Below are 20,687 nucleotides of genomic sequence, written 5' to 3' on the forward strand. Positions count from 1 at the left end.
TTCTTTTTATATTATGCGACCGTTATTTTGGCATCGGTGGCAATGCAAATCCGTTTTTGTACGGCTTATTAATCCACTCTTGTGCTGCTTGAGCAGCATTCAGCGTTACTGATTGACGATTAAATCTAGGGTGTCCATCGATTACGCTAAACTCATCTACCGATACGACCTTGATTTCGTCATTTGGATTGATATTCGTAAAGCGCATGTTTTCACCATCCCACAGTAATTCGCGATGTAGTGCTTGAAGTCGCACAGCAAGAACCCCCATAACGACCATCTCATTAAATGGACCCGAAAATTGGAAATTGGAACTTGTCTCCGTACGGTTTTCTTTAGATTCTTTTGCCGCGCGGATCCAGTCCTGCTCGTGGGCATCTGTTTTCCAAATATCACCATTTCCACCTTTGACACGTGGAATCCATGGGCTTGGTTTTTTGAAGTCCTTCATGTTTTCAACAGGTAATAAAGTCGCATTCATGCCGTAACATCCAGTCATGATTTTACCTTTTTTACCAACGAAGATAATACCTCCGTCTGGGTCACCCATCATCATACCTGGTGTAAGTTCTTTCGGTCTGTCTGGCAATAATCCGCCATCATACCAATAAACGTCAACTTCCGGCATTTTTACCTTTCCAGCCTTCGGACGCGCAGGGAACGTATATTTTACAATCTCCGCATGCGGTGGCGAATATAGGTTACTTAATGTTGAACTACCATTTACTTTCGTCGGATACTTCAAGTTCAATGCCCAGTAAATAGGATCCATAATGTGACAAGCCATATCGCCTAAGGCACCTGTTCCGAAATCGTACCAGCCTCTCCAGTTCCAAGGAGTGTAAACTGAATTAAAATCGCGATGTTCCGCAGGGCCCAAGAATAGGTTCCAATCTAAATCTTTCGGAATAGGCATTCCTTCTTTAGGTTTCATTAATCCTTGCGGCCAAATTGGACGGTTTGTCCAGCAATGTACTTCAGTAATTTCGCCAATAGCATCGGATTGTATCCATTCTGCAATTTCACGACACCAATCAAATGAATTACCTTGATTTCCCATCTGTGTCGCTACACCATATTGCTTTGCCAACTTCGTTAAAAGTCTAGATTCGTAAACATTATGGGTTAGTGGCTTTTGGGTGTAGGTATGCTTTCCAAGTGTAATGGCGTGTGCAGTAACACCAGCGTGTGTATGATCTGGTGTAGCAACTAACACAGCATCAATACTATTTCCGATTTCATCAAACATCTTACGCCAATCTTTGAAGCGTTGTGCCTTTGGATAGTCATTGAAAGTCTTCGATGCATATTTCCAGTCCACATCGCATAAGGCAACAATATTCTCGGTCTTCATATTGTTTAGGTTTCTTCTCCCGATTCCGCCCACTCCAATTCCGGCAATATTCAAGCGATCGCTAGGAGCGATATGCCCAAACTTCTTACCTAGTACAGTGTTCGACACAATAGTGAAACCAGTTAACAAGCTTGCGTTTTTAATGAAATCTCTTCTTGAGTTATTTTCCATGTTGTATTTGGTTTAGTTTATTTCTCTGATTCGTATGTTTTTAAAAAATGCTGGATTCCCATGATCCTGAATTCCAATTTTACCTTTCGCGATCTTGGCGTAGGGCAAGGCAGCGAATTTGCTCTTTGCAATATGCTCCTTCAATTCTGCAGATCCCATCTGATAGGTAAGAATAAGTTTCTTGTTTAGCCAATGTTGAACCTGACCGTTTTTGGATACGATTCTAGTCTTATTCCATTGTCCCGCAGGATTTAAAGGTGAAATATTGGGAGCAATAACGTCTGACATGGCGCCTGTTTTCTGCTGCTCTGTTAATTGCTGCGGATAGTTTTCATTATCAATAATCTGAAATTCCGGTCCTGTTTGATACATGTACTTATTGTCTGGATGTTCGACGACGTAGATAAAAATTCCGCTATTACCGGCTTTTTCGATTTTCCACTCCATTTCTAATTCGAAATTCTCGAATTCATCGTTAGTAACAATATCACCGTTTTTGCCCGCAGTCGATAGAATCCCATCTTGTACTTGCCATCCTTTGATTGCACCAGCATTGTACTGATGCCAAGAATCTAATGAATTGCCGGCCAATAGATTAATCCATTTACCTTTTTTCTCTATATCGATATGATATCTTATTGAACTATCCGTATCGATAACAGGCTGTTCTTGTATTCCAACAGATAGCAAGGCTAGGATGCCGCTGCCGATTAAGATGCTGTTTATCATTTTTTATTATTTTGGGTTAAGTTGAATTAATATCCGGGATTTTGTGTTAAACCAGGGTTTGCGTCTATCGCCGTACGTGGAATCGGATAAATCAAGCGGATTGCATTGATCGCCCCGCGTCCCACAGGTCCGGGTATCGGATTTAAGAATGTGCCAAATCGAATCATATCTTGACGACTTACCAGTTCCCAGGCAAATTCGAATCTTCGCTCTTTATAAATATCATTTAATGTGACACTGCTAAGCAATTTTGCAGGATCCGTAAATGCTCTTTTTCTTATCGCGTTGACAAGTTCCGTTGCTTCCGCATTCGACGTACCAGAACGTACAAGTGCTTCTGCCTTCATTAAGTAAATATCCGCTAAACGGAATATCGCATAGTCGTTTTCCATATTTCCATTAACACCCTTTTGAAATTCCCATTTGTAGCAACGTGCACCATCTTCTTGTTCTACCTGACCCCATCCATCAGCGTCTACACTATATTTAAAAGTGAAATCGATATGGTGGATTAGAGGTCGGCCGTGAGCAGTCATTAGTATTTGTCCTGTTGCAGGATCTCGCATTTCACCAATTAAGAAAGAACCAGCAAAACGGATATCTTCCGTATCAAATTCTCGCACATATCCAGGCATTGCGTTAATTCCATTGAATCCTGTTGTACTCAAGCCTAATGCCGCATTGCTAAGATAATGAAGCGTATGTTGAAGCATGATATTACCACCATCAACAGTACTGAATACGATTGGAAATATGATTTCTTTAGAATTTTGGTTGTTCACGGCGAAGCTGGCTTTCCAATTCGATTCTAAGGTATAGCCTAATGACAATACTTTATCACAACTTGCAATAACTTCTTGCCATTTTGTTCCAGCGGTTGGATTCCAAATATTAGCGTTAAGATACATCTTTGCAAGCAATGTATAGGCTGCACCCTGTGTCATCTTTCCATAGCTGTTGCTAGTAACATCAGCACGTAGGAGATCTTTTACTGCATTTAGTTCGGAAATAATAAATTCATAGACCTCTTTTCGGGAGGAAGTTTTCGGTTTATCGGTTACTGTGAAATCTGTCACGATCGGTACATTCCCATAATTATCAATTAAATAATAATACCATAATGCTCGTACAGCTCTAATTTCTGCTAAGATTTGCTCTTTATTATTTACCGATGGATTGGAATTTACCATATGATAAATCTGATTACAAGTTGATACACCACGCATCATTCCGTTATATGAATCTGTCACGTAACGGTTTCCAGAAGTCCATGTTCCGAATCGGAATTCCTTAAATAATCCGCCTTCCCATCCATCTCCACCTTTTCGCGTAGGAGTAATCGCCATATCCGAAGAACCATCAACCATACAGAAATAGGCTGGACTCCAAATTGGTTTCAAGGTTCTATAGATGGGAGCGATTAACGCATTTATTTCTTTTTCTTTCTGGCCAAATTGATCGGCTGGAAGTTTATCGTACAAATCCTCGTCAAGGTTAGTACAAGCGCATATATTGAGAATCAGCAATAATGCTAATCCATATCTGTATTTTGATTTCATAGTCATTTCTTGCTAAAGTGTTAGATTAAGTCCGAAAGAAACTGTCCTAGCTTTCGGATAATAGTTTCTTCCCTCCATACCAGGGGCTAATCCTCCCATATCAACTTCGGGATCCATACCCTTATAATTCGTTATAAGGAATAAATTCTGCCCATTGACATATAAGCGCAAGCCTTTGACATATTTTATCGAATTTGCTGGAAAACTGTACCCAATCGTAGCATTGTCGAGTCGCAAGAAAGATCCCTTTTCGATATTAAAACTGCTATATTTTGGGTTATCTTTTAATCCATTTGTTAATGCTTCTTCCAGAACATTTCCACCTGGGAGCCACAAAGTCGTGGCATATGCCATTCTTGAGAAGTTTAACACATCATTACCATAAACTCCACGTAGGAAGAATGAAAAGTCTAGATTACGGTAGTTAAATGAATTATTGATTCCGTATGTGAATTTCGGTTGCGCCGATCCAATGTAGGTCCGGTCATCATCCGTCAATCCTGCTTTTCCATCGATCATGTCATCAAAGATATACTTGCCATCGGCATCAAGACCTAAGGATTTCCAGCCAAAGAAGGTGCCGACTTCTCTTCCTTCTTCGAGGATATGAGTCGTTGTATGCGCAGCTCCACGTACAGCAGCAGATCCTAATTTAATCGAGGATGTCGAGAAGTTCGCATTTGATAATTTGGTGACTTCGTTTTTATTGCGTGCAAAATTGACAGACACATTCCATTTGAAGTTTTCTTTAGAAATAGGGGTGCCATTTAGCAATACCTCGACGCCTCGATTTGACATGGAGCCTACGTTGGCAATCATCGAAGGATATAAGAAAGGAGGGACAGGCACTTGATACATATAGAGCAAGTCGTTTGTATTCTTGTTATAGTATTCGACAGTTCCACTCAACCGTCCTTTTAGCATTGAAAAATCAATTCCAACATTGAACATTGCCGTTTCTTCCCATTTTAAATCTGGATTCGCATTTTGACCGATTTGGTAAGCTTGATACCAACTTCCATTGTCATAATAACGACCACTTGCAGCATAAAGCTCCAATGTTTGGTATGGATTCAAACCATCCTGATTACCGATTACACCGTATCCGGCTCTTAATTTTAAGTCGTCAAAGAGTTCTTGTTTTACAAACGGCTCGCGAAGGATATTCCATGCGGCCGATACCGAAGGGAATAATCCCCATTTGTGGTTTTTTCCAAACTTGGAGGAGCCATCACGTCGCAAGGTGGCACTCAATACATAGCGCTCATCATATGAATAGTTTGCTCTTCCGAAAAATGAAATCAGCTTATTCATATTTGCGCCAGACCACACATCACCAGCTCGCAATACTTCGCCCGCCGAGAGGTTATTGTACTCGAAAAAGTCGGTCACAAATTGTCTTGATTGAGCTCCTGCATTTTGGTAATGATTGTCTTCATAGGAGTATCCTCCTAAAACCGAAAGGTTGTGGAGCGATTCGGATTTTAAAGAATATTCCAAGGTTGTTTCTAGTAGCGTGCGATCGTTTGTCCAAGATTGTCTGGATGCAAAGCCACCATCGTCTCTTCCGCTTTCTGTTTCGGAATGATTGTATGCGCCATAGTCATTTGTTCCGCGTTCTCGGAGTACATTTACACGCCCAATTAAATTGGATAGGATATTGATTTTTCCCTGTGCATTTAAGAAATAGCGACTCTCTTTGTTGTCGATACTGTTGTACGTTAGATTTCTAACGGGATTTCCTTCATCGTAGCCGCGGCTGTCGAACCAAGTCCCATCATCATTCTTTACAGGGTATACAGGAAGCATGTTATAGGCTAATACGAAATTTCTGTCGTTCGTCGGGCTATAGTCTCTCTGTGTTATTCCACCAATTAGCGATATTTCGAGCTTATTGTCCATTGCTTTCTGTGTAAAAGCTAAGCGGCCGTTAAGAAGTTTTAAGTCGTTTCCTATAGCAAGTCCTTGACGATCCAAGTAATTCATGGACCCTCTGTACACACTATTATCGTTACCGCCAGAAACGGATAGACTATGATTTTGGGACACACCAGTCCTTAAGATTTCATCAAACCAGTCTGTATTTGCGCCTTTATCAAGCCCCGATACATTGAGGTTATTTTCTTTTACGTATGTTCTCCATCCATCGGCACTTAACATTTTTGGCTTATTGCTGACCTTGTCAACACCTGCGTAACCTTCATAGTTGATGATTGGATTATTTGCTTTTCCTTTCTTTGTTGTAATTAAGATAACCCCACCTGCAGATCTTGATCCATATATTGCTGCCGCGGAAGCATCTTTTAGTACACTGATCGATTCAATATCTTGAGGAGCGACAGAATTAATGTTCATTCCTGGTACGCCATCAATTACGACAAAGGGAGAAGAACTTCCAGTCAAGGAAGAGGTACCACGCAAGCGAATGGTTTCTCCTTTACTCACATCGCCTGACCCAGAGGTAATGCTAAGACCTGGAATTTTTCCCCTTAACAAGTCTACAGCATTTCTATTAACCCCTTTATTGAATTCTTCTTCTTTTAAATTACTTACCGAGCCGGAGATCAATCGTTTATTCTGTGTACCGTATCCTACGACAACCACTTCATCAAGATTATTGATAGATGGTTCTAGTTGAATATTTAGTACGGTTTGTTGATGTGGGCTAATTTCGTATTCTTTATAACCAACTAACGAAAACACGAGAATTGCGTTTGGCGATGGAACTGCAATTTCGAACTGACCCTGTGCGTCTGTGCTGCTGGCCGTCTGACTGTTTTTTATAACAACTGTTACCGCAGATAATGGATTATTACTAGGGTCGGTAACTCGACCCTTAATAATCTGTTGTTGTCTGTTAAGCGACGTCGTTTTAGCTTTTTCAGCTTCTTTTTTGCGAATTACAATCACTTCATTTACGATCTCATAGGTGAAAGGTCTATTCGTAAATATTTGATTTAGTGCATTCTTGACTGTTGTGTTCTTAAATTCTACATCCAATTTTTTCTGACCTAGAAATATTTTCGAATCAAATACTAGGTCATAATTCACCTCTTTGCTGATGCGTAAGAGCACTTGATCAATACTTGCGTTCTTCATACGGAAGTTCACTTGTTGACTCAACACGGTACTAGCGTGTAATAAAGTAAAAGCGCAAATTAAAGTCAGGATTTTCATCACAATAAGGGTCTTGAAAAAGAACATTAGCTGTTCTCTTTTCCATGGAATTTTCATAATTTTGATTGGTTTTTAGTTAATTAATAAATTTCAATATTTGTTAATGATCTAATATTTATCTGTCGGGATGTATCCAGCATCCTGACATTTATTAAATCATTAGATTAGTGATTTGCTTTTCTAACGATTATCCTCCTTTCTTCAATTTTTATATTTAAATCACCTGTCAGTTGAAGTATATCCAGCACTTCACGTAATGATTTGTTGCGGTTTATTTTTAATGTCAGTATAAGTTCGTTTGATTCTAATCCAGATAAATCCGGTACCATATGATACCAACTAGAGATTTCGTTCATGATAACCTGGAGAGATTGATTTTGGAATAAGAATTCATTTCTGGTGAAAGCTAGCATTTCCTCAAGGTCAAAACTGCCTATAGTTAAATTATCATTTTGCAATGCACCTTTTTGTCCCGGCTTCAGTAATATGTTGGATTGATTGTGTACACAGGCTAAACTGCCTTCGACTAAGGCTATAAAAGTATCCTCGATTTTATTATTTGAATTAAACACAAAGGACGTTCCTTTTACAAGAGCCGTGATATGATTCGATTCGACAGAAAATGGACGAGAAGGATCTTTCACGACTTGAAAGTAGAGTCGTCCTTTGGCCTCCACCTGTCTGCTGTTACTTTTGAATTTGCTTGGGAAGATCAGCTCACTTTGGGAATCTAGAGTGACTATAGAAAGGTCAGGAAGTTGAAGTTGAAAACTCTCCATAACGTCTGTTGCGACTCTAATTTGTGTTAAATCTCCGTTATGTTCTTTCGACCGGAATTCATACTTGTTCTCGGAAACCTTAACTATTGAAAAACTTTGCTGTTCGTAAGTCTCACCAATGGACATCAATTTTAGATCTTTGAAATCTCCATTGGAAGTACTCAATCCTGCTGAAGCAGATTTAAAATTATGCCCCTTACTGAATAATCCGATATTAACGATATCATATTTGGCGGCTTGATAGCCAACAATGCCAAGAAATAAGATGGTCGCAGCGATTTTTAAGATGATGCTGTAGTTATTCTTTTTGAAATTAACAGGAGGGTTGGTTTTGCTTAATACGGCTTTGGAAATTCTATCGTGAACATTTTCTTGAGCATCATTATCATCGTTCCATTCGTTCCTTTCAAAAGATTCGGCAAGCTGTTGATCAACCTTATCCAGATCATCTTTGCCCTGTCTTCCAGAAAGAATGTTAATAATAGTTCTAAGAATTGGTTGCTCCATTACCGATTGATTTATCTATATAGAGCAATTATAAAGGAGTATCCCCCAAAGAGTTCTAGAAAAAAAATAAAAAAAACATATATCTACTCAAACCTGCTTTTAATTTCTTCAAAGCAATTGTCAGTTGATTCTCGACGGATTTCCTAGAAATGTTTAGGGCTTCCGCGATTTCTTTTTGCGATAGGTTCTCCTCGCGTTTCATACGATATACCTCTCTGCAGCGCGGTGGTAGTTCAGATATTAGCAGCGCTAGACGATCAAGGAGATCTTGGTATTCTAGTTTTTGTTGTGGATCGAAGGGGTCTGGAACAAGTTGGCTAAATTGTTCAATATCGAGGTGAGGAACTTTCTTCTGTTGAATTTGCTTGTAGATTTGATAACGTGTACAAGCGAATAAATAGACTTTAATGGAATGGTTGATGGATATAGAAGCGCGTTTATTCCAAATGCTGATAAAAACTTCCTGTACAATCTCCTCACTGGTATGACTATCTTTTAAGACAGATTCTGCCATTAAGAACATAGGACGCCAATACCGATCCATGAGCTGTTTTAATGCTCTCTGATTGTCGGTCTGTATCGAATGGAATAAATCTCGATCAGAGGGTACCATTTTAAGTTTAGAGTTTGGTTAATTGTTTTTCAAAGATCTTCATGTCGACCTTTAAGATTAAAGATACAAAAATCCTTTCTAATAATAAAAGGCTTGAGCGAAGCATCTGTCTTTGAATTTTGGGGATAATTATACATCTTAGTTACCGCATATGACTATTTTTTCTCCCGACATTAAATTCAAATATCCTTGGCGTAGCTATCAACAACGCGTATTGGACGAATTAAATACCCATATGGAGGATGAGCACCTTCATGTTATTGCGCCGCCGGGGTCAGGGAAGACCGTTCTTGGCTTAGAGGTCATGTTACGATTGGGGAAACCTACACTTATTTTAGCACCGACTTTAGCGATTCGAAACCAATGGATTCAGCGGTTCACAGAGTTGTTTTTGCGACAAGATTCTACGCCGGACTGGATATCGAAGGATATTCGGAATCCATCAAGGGTTACTGTGGTTACCTATCAAGGTTTGCATGCGGCGTGCAACAATCGAAAAGAAGGGAATTATCAGATAGACTTCGAACACGAAACTGATATTATTGATGCTAAGCGTTCGAATTTTTTAAATCTACCTGCGATAATTAAAGGACTAAAAGCACAAGGTATTGAGACCTTTATTCTAGATGAAGCGCATCATCTAAAAAATGAGTGGTGGCAAACACTCGATCGCTTAAAGAAGGCAATGAAGCCAAAGATGGTCGGACTAACGGCGACACCACCATATGATGTCACAGGATTGGAATGGCATCGATATTTAGAACTTAATGGTGCTATCGATGCGGAAATTACTGTTCCAGAACTAGTGCGGCAGGGGGATCTATGCCCGCATCAGGACTACGTCTATTGCTGTTTGCCTAGCGATGAAGAACTGCAAGCCATCCGAGGATTTCGGGTAAAAGCTTCCGAGGTATTTTCGCTTGTTAAAGAGAATGAAACGCTTTTAGTTGCAATTTCTAATCACCCCATCATTGTTGACCCCATTGCTCAAGAGTATCAGATCCATGAGAACCTTGCGTTCTATTCTGCGTGTTTAATCTATCTGCACGCGAAGGCTATAGAAATTACACCGTTGCATTTTGAGTTATTAGGTATTCCCAATCATCCTGAAGATTTACGATTACCAGAGTTAGATTTTGCATGGATGGAAGTTTTATTACGCAGTTACCTCTTTGATGAGAAAGGATATTTTAAAGAGCAATTCGAAGAAGAACGTAAGCAACTATTAAATACACTAAGACGAAGCGGAGTCATTGAGCGACGAACGATTAAATTTGATCAGGGGCCTAAGATACTGCAACGTTTGAATTCGAGTGTTAGCAAACTTGGCGCCATCGAGCAAATCGCCAATTTTGAATATTCACAACTTAAACATTCACTTCGACAAGTAATTCTCACCGATTTCGTTCGTAAAGAATATTTGCTGAATAGTTCGATAAATGATGTGCCACTACAAAAGATTGGCGTACTACCTATATTCGAACAGTTGCGGCGAAACAATCAGCAAAATATTAAGCTCGGTGTTCTATCAGGAACGATTGTTATTATTCCAATAAGTGCCTACGAAAACTTTCTATCAGCTTATAAGCGGTTAGAAAAAGTGGATGCATTATCCTTAAAGCCGTTGGCTTTTGATTCAGCTTATTACCTAATTCAAGTAACGGATCAAACTAGAGATGGGATGGTTGCTGTTGTGACGAAATTATTTGAAATGGGTAATATTGAAGTGTTAATTGGAACCAAGGCACTCTTAGGTGAAGGGTGGGATGCTCCAGCGATCAATAGTTTATTGCTTGCGTCTGTGGTTGGGTCATTTGTTTCGTCTAACCAAATGCGTGGACGAGCAATTCGTACGAATCTTGCAATTCCAGATAAAACGAGTAATATCTGGCATATCGCATGTGTCGATCCAAGTGCCAAAGATGGCGGACAAGAACTTCTTCTTCTAAAGCGACGCTTTCGCAACTTTGTTGGTTTGTCAGAAAATGTCGAAACAAGTATAGAAAATGGAATCGCTAGAATTGGATTACCCGAACAAATGGATAGTGCAGGTATTTCTAATTTTAATGCACATAATTTCAATTTGGCCACTCAAAGAAACCGTCTTGCTCAGCAATGGGAAACGGCAATCAATAAAGGCTCTCAGCTATTAGAAGAGCTGAAAGTCCCATTCATTGAACCGGATAAATTTCAAGGATTCAAGGCTGCTGAAATGAAGAAAACGATTCGTAATATGACGGCATCACTCGGATCTGCGCTTGTTTTTTATTTAGAATGGAGCACACAGGTATCAATGAAGATGATGAAATGGATGGGGGCCAGTGGAGGACAGGTTATGCTTGGAATGTTTGGAGTCGGCACAGTTTATTTTTCTTCAAAAGCGCTGAGGACTTTTCGTTACTACGTCAAATATAGGGACGTTACAAAGGATATTTATCAAATAGGAAACGCCCTCATCAAGACGCTTTGTAAAAATCGAATTTTCTCTAGTTCAGTATTAGATTTAAAAGTTCTAACTTATTCAGACGGATATGGTGCTGTATTCTGTCATTTAGATGGCGGGACAACCTACGAGAAATCACTCTTCGTTCAAATGATACAAGAGATTGTTGAGCCGATTGATATGCCTAGATATATCATAGTCCGTAAAAGTTTTGCCCTTAAGGTGCTAAGACAGTACGATTATCACGCGGTTCCAGAATTGCTTGGGAAAAGGGCAGCCCTCGCGAACGACTTTGCGCAGTATTGGCAAGAGGAAGTTGGGAAATGTGAGCTTATTTTTACAAAGAGTTTAGAAGGCCGCAAGCTATTAATTCGATCGAAAGTTGCGGCCTTGGCTAATCATTTTAGTGAAGATACGAGCGTACAGCACGTTAACATCTGGAGGTAATTTTCCCTTGTTAGTTTATCAGATTATGCTTCTACCGCAATAAAAGTTTCTACTTCTGCATTTTCTCCATCATAGTATTTTTTGCCATGCACAGTGAAATCAGCTTTATAAGTGCGTTTCAGCGTATCATCGGCCCAAATTTCAAACCAGGTTTTCGCAACCGCTTCTGGCATTTTTCCCTTCGAAACAAATTTTTGATAGTTGGTTTTCTCGATTTCAATACCTACAAATCCCTCAGGGACATCTGACAGCGTACTGACTTGGAGGCCAATGATTGTCGTGTAAGGATGATTGAAATCTGATTCGTAGTTTGTATATACGGCATAAATATCTTCACTGATGCTATTTGGGATTTGTTCCTGAATCTTTTCATTCCAGAACTTAACCCATAATGCTTCAATGTCAACTGCTGCTTGTCCATTTTGATTGCAGGTTCTAGTCGCGATACCAATTACGTAGAACTGTTCGAGTGTTTGATGGTTCATTAATGCTCTTGTTTTTGATTTTCATAAAGGTATAACGAATCATTGACAGCCCTATGGCAGTAGTGTACCGTTACCGTAAATAATTGATTAAAAATAATTTTTCTTAGTAGGAATTTTTTAACTTTGAATAGAGGGTAAGCTTCTGAAAGTTAGTTGTTTACCGCATTTATGCTGTTAAAATTCTAGAAAATATGAAAGCCACCATTGTTTTTGTCATACTATTAGCGTTTGTAGGAGGGTTCTTATTAACGTCTAACAAAGAAAGTTCTATTGTTGGTGCTACAAGCTTATCAAGCGATTTAGCAGATTCAACAAATAAAGATTTAAAAGCTATTTACTTTGCAGGAGGATGTTTCTGGGGAACAGAGCATTTTTTTCAGCAAGTGCGCGGCGTCGTTAAAACGGAAGTTGGTTATGCAAACGGGAATGTTGATAAGCCGTCTTACGAGCAAGTTACGACAGGAAAAACTGGATACGCGGAGACTGTGAAGGTTGTTTATGACCCAACTGTGGTTCATTTGGATTTATTAATTGATTTATTTCTTAAAACCATTGATCCAACCTCGTTAAATAAGCAAGGTAATGATATTGGAACACAATATAGATCGGGAATTTATTATGTAGATCCCTCAGAGCGGTCATTAATCGATTCGAAATTGCAGGACTTAGCAAAAGGCTTTAATACCTCGATAGTCGTTGAGTCAAAGCCTTTGACGAATTTCTATATTGCTGAGAAATATCATCAAAAATACTTGGACAAGAATCCAGGTGGATATTGTCATATTGGACCTGAGTTGTTTGAGATGGCAAAAAAAGCAAATAAAAAATAAACCGCATTTATCTTTCAGATTGAGTCAATGACTTTCGGCTTTAAATGAAACAGAACGCCTATTTTAGTTTGAATTATTAACCTTCTGTTTTAGGTGTAATCTAATTACTAATTTGATTATTTGCTAATTAGTAACTATTTTACTGATTGAAACCAATCAGCCTAATTAATGAGCCGGGACTTAAGTGAAGAAAATCTATTATATCGCCTTCGATGTGGTGATATGAAAGCATTTGAGTCGTTGTACGAAATCTACAGCTCTATAATCTACAATAACATCTTTCGCTTAATTAGAAATAAGACAGTTTCCGAAGATTTATTGCAAGATGTATTTATCAAAATATGGGAAAATAGAGAAAAGATCGACGTAAATCAATCCTTTGTTGCATATCTATTTATCTGCTCCAGAAACATTGCATTTAACTTTAAAAGGCGCTTAAAGCTAGAAATCTCTTCTAGTTTAAACTCTAATTCTTCAATAGAACCCCACGTACATGCTGTTGATGATTGGCTAGAAAATAAAGAAGTTGAGCAACATATAGAGCAGATCATCAATAAACTTCCAGAGCAACGACAAAGGGTTTTTCGTTTAGCCAAATTGGATGGAATGAAGTACCAAGAGATTGCCGATGATTTAGGGATTTCAATCTCTACTGTCAAAGACCATTTGGTTAAAGCGAATAAGTTTGTTAAAAAATATATGATCGAGAATGGCGGTTTAAATGCCGTCTCCCTAATGTTTTATCTTTTTTTGAAAAAATAGTCGACAAGGAGCAGACCTATTCTTCCGCTTAGGTGTATTTATATAAAAATAGACCGAAGTGGATTCTAAGAAAGCCAATATAAACCATTTACTTCAGCGCTATCAATCCGGAGAATATACAAAAGAAGACCTTGAATGTCTTTTAACGTTGTTGTCGGAGGAAGAGAACGTTGAAGTTGACCAACAGCTCATTTTGGAGTTGTTGCATCCCGTAGTAGATTCGAAAGCTGAGGAAAATCAGCTAAGTGCAGTATTCGATCGAATTCAAAGTCAAATTGCCTTGTCGGAAACACCCGACTTAATTCCGATAACATCAAAACGTCGTTCATTAGTCCGTTATTCTATTTGGATAGCAGCATTACTCTGTGTAGTGATGTCGATTACGCTAATTATTAAGAATAGAGAGACTGGAAATAAGGTGCTTGTAAATCTTCCTGAAATCGCTGTTCCATTAGAACAGATACTGCCTGGTGGTAATAAAGCAACTTTACGTATGGCTGATGGAACGCTTGTTCAACTTAATGAATCACAAACGGGAATTGTGATGGGAGATGAAATTCTATATGCAAATGGTCAGATGATTACGGAAGAATCAAGCATTGGTCATGTTGGTGCAAAAGATAAGTCAACCATCGCCTTAGAGCTTTCTACACCTGTCGGAGGAACCTACCAAGTTACTCTCCCGGATGGTTCAAAGGTTTGGTTAAACTCATCTTCCAAATTAACCTATCCGATGGCATTTTCTAGTAAGGAGCGTTTAGTCAATTTAGAAGGAGAGGCCTATTTTGAAGTTCAGCATGACGCTAACAAACCGTTTCGCGTAACAAGTAAAGGTCAAACTTTAGAAGTTTTAGGGACAAGCTTTAATATCAAAGCCTATTTAGATGAAGCGGTAGTGAAATCTACACTAGTGTCAGGTTCAGTGAAGCTTAATACTATTGGCGCTAATCAAAAGAGCATTCATTTGAGACCTGGGCAACAGTCCTTATTTACGGCTGGAAAAGTTATTCAAGTTGATCAAGTTGATACTCGTACGCTTACCGCTTGGAAAGATGGTTTATTTTATTTTAATGAGACTACATTGAATGATGCTTTAGAGCAGATCGAGCGATGGTATAATCTTACTGTTGAGATGGATTCAAACATACCGAATACTCATTTTTATGGTCAGATGAAGCGTAATAAACCACTTAAAAATGTAATTGAAATTTTAGAAGAAAGCGGATTGAATTTCAAGCTTTATCATCGGGGTGATAAACATATTCTACGCGTAAAATCTAAAGAATAAACCAATAATAGACAATCAATTAGACCAGTATAAACCTTAAATCCTATTTCACATATGAGATCTCCAACTTAAATTTTGGAGAACATACAAAAAAAGAAGTAATGCTGGCGGGCATTACTTCCAATAGTTGCATGTTCTCAAACGATGCCATAAGGCATATTAGTTAACCATTTAATTAACATACAAACCTTACAAACTTATGATATTTTATCCATTTGTTAGGCTTCTTCCATGGAGTTTAACATTACGAAGCCTATTGATTATGAAATTGATCATTATCATTTCTTTATTGACTATGATGCAAGTGTTTGCAGAGGGAAGAGCACAGACCATCAATCTCCATGTCCGCAATAAGTCGTTAAGACAGGTTATGGAGCAGGTTCAACAGCAAAGCGGACTTGATTTTTTTCTGCATGGAAAGACCTTAGCGGATACTAAAATTTCCATAGAGTTGAAAGACGCTACTCTTAGGGAGGCAATGGACAAGATCGTCTTACCACTCCACATGGAATGGGTAAAGCGCGAAGATGTTATTGTAATTCGACACGCTAAAGAAGAGCTTTTAGATTATATGACAACAGTACAGCAACGTAGTATTAATGGCCGCGTTGAGAATGAAAAGGGTGAGCCTATTGATCGTGCAACAGTGTTGGTAAAAGGGACCAATATATCTACGTCAACCAATGCGACTGGTGATTTTAGTCTGACATTACCGGAAGCTAATGCTGTTTTGATTTTTTCTAGCATAGGGTTTCAATCTCAAGAACAGACTGTTGGTTCCGAATCAAATGTTCGGATTGTTCTGAAAGAACATGTCGGCGATTTGGATGAGGTGGTTGTCTTAGGTTATGGTAGTCAAAAACGAGCAAATGTGATAGGCGCTGTATCTACGATTAACGGATCATCTTTAGAAAACCGGTCGACTGCAACATTAAGTAGTTCTCTAGCCGGCTTAGCGTCTGGAGTCAACGTGCAAACGAGTACAGGAAAGCCCGGAGCAGATGGCGCTAGCATCTTAGTGCGCGGGACAGGAACACTAAATAATACCTCGCCATTAGTGGTTATTGACGGTATTGTTGGAAATATGGATGCTTTGAATCCAAATGATGTCGAATCGATCTCGGTATTGAAAGATGCTGCAACAGCTGCCATTTATGGCTCTTTAGGGTCGAATGGAGTAATTGTTATCACAACGAAAAAAGGCGCGAAAGGGAAGAACAATATCTCTTATACGGGGATGACCGCCATGTTACGCCCAAATAATATGCCTGAGTTTGTTACCGACTATGCCGATCATATGCGACTTGTTAATGAGGGTTTTACCAACTTAGGGCAGGCGTCTGTCTACACTGACGCGACGATTAAACTCTGGGAAGACGCAAAAGGAAATCCGGATGGATTAACCGAGTTTGGTATTCCAAATTATGTAGCATATCCTAATACGGATTGGGGGAAAGAATTGATGGGCCAGCGGAAACTGTTGCAAAATCACAATCTTTCTCTTAATGGTGGTACAGATCAAACACAGTATTTGTTTTCTGTTGGTTATTTTGATAATCCTGGAACTATGCCTGAAACGGGTGCTGATAAAATCCGAATGCGGATTAACTTACAATCAAAGGTTGCTAAGTTCCTAACACTAGGCACACAAACTTTTGGAGATATGCAAAATCTTAGTGTCTCAGATGTGGTAACGGCGTATTCTTACTTGACACAAACAGTGCCGGGGGTGTATCCTTTTTACAATAATGTATATGGTTTTCCGGCGGCGGCTGAAGAGTCTGCTACAGCGAATAATGCAATTGCATTTTTAAATGGTCAGGGTGGTAAGCATCAAGTAAACCGTCTGAATTCGACCATTTTCGCAAAAGTAAATCTGTGGAAAGGACTGGAATTTGAATCTCGTGTAAACTATAACCAATCTTATACAGAAGTAAGAAATTATCAAGTACCTTATGAGAAATGGAATTTTGCAACAAATAAATTAAGTACGGCAGCATTAAGTCCAGCTCAGATTACAACAAGCTTCGGACTAACCAAGGGGTATAACTTGATTATCGATAATATACTGCGCTACGCAGGAACCTTCGGTTTACATGATGTCGGAGGTATTGTAGGGTACAATGAACAATATTTTAATCAGTTTACTAGTGGAGCTGCAAAGTTGGGACTTGTTCATCCCGATCTGACGACCTTCAACTCGGCAACGACGATGAGTTCAATTACAGGGGATGAAATAGACTACGGCTTACGGTCTGTTTTTGGACGAGTAAATTATGCCTACGATAATAGATACTTAGTGGAGGCAGTTATGCGCTACGATGGATCCTCGCGCTTTGGTGAATCAAAGAGATGGGGTGTGTTCCCAGCATTCTCTGCTGGATGGCGTATTTCAGAAGAAACATTTATGGCGCCATTGAGGACTTATATCGATGACTTGAGAATTCGTGGTTCTTGGGGACGAACTGGAAACAATGCTTCCGGCAATTATGATCACTTACCATCCTATGGTACAGTAAATTATTCGTTTAACAATCAGGCGATTCGAGGGTTAGCACAAACTAAACTCGGGAATGATCTCTTGCACTGGGAAACGACAACGACAACAAACTTAGGGTTAACAGCGGCAGCATTAAAAGGAAAGTTAACTTTCGAGTTTGATGTTTATAAGGGTTTAACCGACGGAATTTTATTTGTTCCAAACATCCCTGCAACAACAGGTACGGCAACAGCGTCTACCATGAATATTGCTGAAGTAAGCAAGAAAGGATTAGAACTAACGCTTGGCTATCAAGATCGAGTAAACGATTTTAAATATGGCGTGTCTGGAAATTTTGCTTATAACAGTAATCGCGTTGAAAAGTACAAGGGCTTATTAGAAGAAGGATACATAACCGATGCTGGAGGAAATCAAATCTATCAGTCGAATATTGGTATGGTATCAACCGGAGGGACAAACCGAATCTTAGAAGGTCATGCGATTAATGAATTTTATTTGTACCAAACATATCAAGGCGTAGGGAACCATTTTAATTCCGATGGATCTGTAAATATTCATGGCGGTCCAAAAGATGGAATGATCCGTACCGAACAAGACATGGATTGGTTAAGGGCGATGGTTGATGCCGGATATAAGTTTCAACCTGCCGATGGCATCGATCCTACAAAAATATGGTACGGCGACTTGATCTATTCCGACTTGAACGGCGATGGCATATATGGAAATGTATATGATCAACAGTTTGCGAAACGTCGTACGACGCCTTCCTATAACTTTGGTTTGAGTATTAATTTGTCGTATAAAGGATTTGATGCGTCGATGATTTGGTCAGCAGCTACGGGAATGTCCTATTATTGGAATGAGCTATATCTAAATTCATCAATTGTAGCACAAGGAAAATCAGTACCTGCTTTAGTGGCGAACGATCATTACTATTACAATAGTTCGAACCCTTCAGATCCGAATAATAATCTGAACGGTCGATTCCCTAGACTTAAGGGTGTTACAGACGCTCAAAATGGTAGAACAAGTAATTTCTATTTCTACGATGCGTCTTTTGTGAAGCTTCGGAATCTACAAATTGGTTATACTTTGCCGACTGATCTTGTCAATCGTTGTTCTGTTTCGAGACTACGTCTCTACGTTGCAGGAGAAAACCTCTTGACCTTTACGAAGTTCCCTGGATTAGATCCTGAGATTGGTGCTGTCGCGAACTATCCGACAATCAGGCAGTATGCATTGGGATTAAATGTAACCTTCTAATCGACTTTAAACATGAAAAAGATATTAGCCTTAATAATGATATGCAGTTTATTCAGCTGCAAGAAGGATCTCTTGGATACTTCACCAAATTCTTCGGTTTCAACAGCTACGATGTGGACAACCGATAATCTTACAGACCTAGGTATCGCTGGGGTATACAACACCTTTCGGTTGATGATGGGACATAGTGGATTAATTTCACCGTATGAACTGTATCAATTCGATCGTTTCTCATTTACTGGTCAAGGGCGTTTTGATGAGCCATTAATGCTAGGCACAATAACAGCTGGTGACGGGATGTTTTTAAATTACTGGAAGATTCAATACGAAGGGATACAAAGAGCAAACGATGCGATTAAAAATATCCCTGTGAAATCTCCTTCATCTGAGGATAAAAAAGCGAAATACATAGCCGAAGCAAAGTTTCTACGCGCTTATTTTTACTTTCGTTTGAATCAACTATATAAGGGAGTGCCAATTTATTTGGAGCCATTTACTGCGGCAGAAGCTACTAGAGGAAGGAGTTCAGAAGAAGAAGTTTGGCAGCAAATTATCAGTGACTTGACCGATTGTATAAATGAGAAGAACTTTCCTGATCGTTACCAGGGAGGCAATGCAAACTATGGTCATGCAACTAAAGCGGCAGCGTATTCGTTGCGTGGCAAAGTGTACATTTATAAAAAAGAATGGGCTAAGGCAGCCGCAGATTTCCAAAAGGTGAAAGACGCCGGACATAGTTTGTTTGCAGATTATAAAGCTTTATTTAAAGAAGCGAATGAGCAAGCCCCAGAAATGATCTTTTCAATACAGCATCGTAGCGAATCTGGATATGGTAACAATATGCAATTGTTTTGCGGATGGCCTTCTGTTTATTCACGTGGTTGGAACTACTATATGCCGACACCTTATTTAGTGGACTTGTATGAAAACTTGGATGGATCTCCATTCAATTGGGATCAAGTAATTCCAGGCTATAGTGCTCTAAGCGTAAATGAACGAGAAGTTTACTTTTTACGGGATAATATTAGCGACGCAGAACGTGCAGCAGCAACATTGAGAGGAGCAAAGATGAGTCTTTATTTAGCGAATGGAAATGAGGAGCGAATTAAGAAAGCCTATGAAAATAGAGATCCGCGCTTAGCCGCAAATGTTGTTACGCCTTATTCAACGTTTAGAGGGGCCTATAATTTTACGATTGTAGAAAGTACACAGCATATGCGATGGCCGTTTAGAGGACAAGCTCAAATTAATGGTGATATTCAGAGTGATACTCAAATTAATTTCTTTTACTTTTATAGGAAGTTTGTTGCCGAGGGAACAAATGAAATTATTGACCGTAATTATGGACCTATTGATTTTCCAATATTTCGATATGCTGATATTCTTCTCATGTGGGCGGAAGCCTTAAACGAGGACAATAAACTTGAGGAAGCGGTTAGTAAAGTGAATGAAGTACGGCAGCGCGCTGGAATTGCTTTGTTGAATTCGAATGCTGTTACGCAGGTAAATGGAAAAGCGGATTTGCGATTGAGAATACAAAATGAAAGACGCGTTGAATTTCCGAATGAGGGAATTAACTATTTCGATGAACTTCGCTGGGGTACATGGAAAGAGAAAGTCTTTCAATCCGGAAATGGAAGAAAACAAATCTGGGGAACGAATGTAAGCAACTATAGTTACAAAGGAGATTTCCTTAGCGTTTGGCCTATTCCGACGTCAGAAATACAAATGAATGTCAATCTAGTTCAAAACCCTGGATGGATTGACTAAGCCTAAACTA

At 39.2% G+C, this 20,687-nt stretch carries 13 protein-coding genes; 6 read left to right on the top strand and 7 right to left on the bottom strand.

What is annotated here, in order from left to right; all coding sequences use genetic code 11:
- Window positions 1–22 precede the first annotated feature (22 nt).
- The 6 genes from GFH32_RS06220 to GFH32_RS06245 all read right to left on the bottom strand — a co-directional run bounded on the left by GFH32_RS06220 (window position 23) and on the right by GFH32_RS06245 (window position 8,889).
- Entirely contained in the window at window positions 23–1,525 is a 1,503-nt protein-coding gene (locus tag GFH32_RS06220) for a Gfo/Idh/MocA family protein (RefSeq protein WP_153510279.1), read from the bottom strand.
- Window positions 1,526–1,537: 12 nt separating this feature from the next.
- A complete protein-coding gene (locus GFH32_RS06225; RefSeq protein WP_153510281.1) occupies window positions 1,538–2,254 on the bottom strand; it encodes a 3-keto-disaccharide hydrolase in 717 nt (238 codons plus the stop codon).
- A gap of 26 nt (window positions 2,255–2,280) precedes the next feature.
- A complete protein-coding gene (locus GFH32_RS06230) occupies window positions 2,281–3,813 on the bottom strand; it encodes a RagB/SusD family nutrient uptake outer membrane protein (protein WP_160366896.1) in 1,533 nt (510 codons plus the stop codon).
- 12 nt (window positions 3,814–3,825) lie between these two features.
- On the bottom strand, window positions 3,826–7,047 hold the full coding sequence (locus GFH32_RS06235) for a TonB-dependent receptor (protein WP_153510285.1): 3,222 nt from the start codon (window positions 7,045–7,047) through the stop codon (window positions 3,826–3,828).
- Between the two features lie 107 nt (window positions 7,048–7,154).
- Window positions 7,155–8,276, bottom strand: a complete 1,122-nt coding sequence (locus GFH32_RS06240; RefSeq protein WP_153510287.1) for a FecR family protein — start codon at window positions 8,274–8,276, stop codon at window positions 7,155–7,157.
- 55 nt (window positions 8,277–8,331) lie between these two features.
- Window positions 8,332–8,889 (bottom strand): RNA polymerase sigma factor, encoded by a 558-nt coding sequence (locus tag GFH32_RS06245; RefSeq protein WP_153510289.1) that lies wholly within the window; start codon window positions 8,887–8,889, stop codon window positions 8,332–8,334.
- A gap of 151 nt (window positions 8,890–9,040) precedes the next feature.
- On the opposite strand from GFH32_RS06245, the gene GFH32_RS06250 reads away from it, so the two are divergent.
- The gene (locus tag GFH32_RS06250; RefSeq protein WP_153510291.1) at window positions 9,041–11,779 is read left to right on the top strand and encodes a DEAD/DEAH box helicase family protein; all 2,739 of its coding nucleotides are present in this window, start codon (window positions 9,041–9,043) and stop codon (window positions 11,777–11,779) included.
- 23 nt (window positions 11,780–11,802) lie between these two features.
- Here GFH32_RS06250 and GFH32_RS06255 read toward each other — a convergent pair whose 3' ends face one another.
- Window positions 11,803–12,264, bottom strand: coding sequence for a GyrI-like domain-containing protein (locus GFH32_RS06255; protein ID WP_153510293.1), 462 nt, complete (start codon window positions 12,262–12,264; stop codon window positions 11,803–11,805).
- A 191-nt stretch (window positions 12,265–12,455) separates the two neighbouring features.
- On the opposite strand from GFH32_RS06255, the gene msrA reads away from it, so the two are divergent.
- From msrA to GFH32_RS06280, 5 genes are all read left to right on the top strand, one after another.
- Window positions 12,456–13,094, top strand: coding sequence for a peptide-methionine (S)-S-oxide reductase MsrA (gene msrA, locus GFH32_RS06260; protein WP_153510295.1), 639 nt, complete (start codon window positions 12,456–12,458; stop codon window positions 13,092–13,094).
- Between the two features lie 168 nt (window positions 13,095–13,262).
- Window positions 13,263–13,856, top strand: coding sequence for an RNA polymerase sigma factor (locus GFH32_RS06265; RefSeq protein WP_153510297.1), 594 nt, complete (start codon window positions 13,263–13,265; stop codon window positions 13,854–13,856).
- A 58-nt stretch (window positions 13,857–13,914) separates the two neighbouring features.
- A complete protein-coding gene (locus tag GFH32_RS06270; protein WP_153510299.1) occupies window positions 13,915–15,144 on the top strand; it encodes a FecR family protein in 1,230 nt (409 codons plus the stop codon).
- A 262-nt stretch (window positions 15,145–15,406) separates the two neighbouring features.
- A complete protein-coding gene (locus GFH32_RS06275) occupies window positions 15,407–18,907 on the top strand; it encodes a SusC/RagA family TonB-linked outer membrane protein (RefSeq protein ID WP_160366895.1) in 3,501 nt (1,166 codons plus the stop codon).
- A gap of 12 nt (window positions 18,908–18,919) precedes the next feature.
- Window positions 18,920–20,677 (top strand): RagB/SusD family nutrient uptake outer membrane protein, encoded by a 1,758-nt coding sequence (locus tag GFH32_RS06280; RefSeq protein ID WP_153510303.1) that lies wholly within the window; start codon window positions 18,920–18,922, stop codon window positions 20,675–20,677.
- Window positions 20,678–20,687: the final 10 nt, after the last annotated feature.

This window comes from Sphingobacteruim zhuxiongii, assembly GCF_009557615.1.
Lineage (GTDB): Bacteria > Bacteroidota > Bacteroidia > Sphingobacteriales > Sphingobacteriaceae > Sphingobacterium > Sphingobacterium zhuxiongii.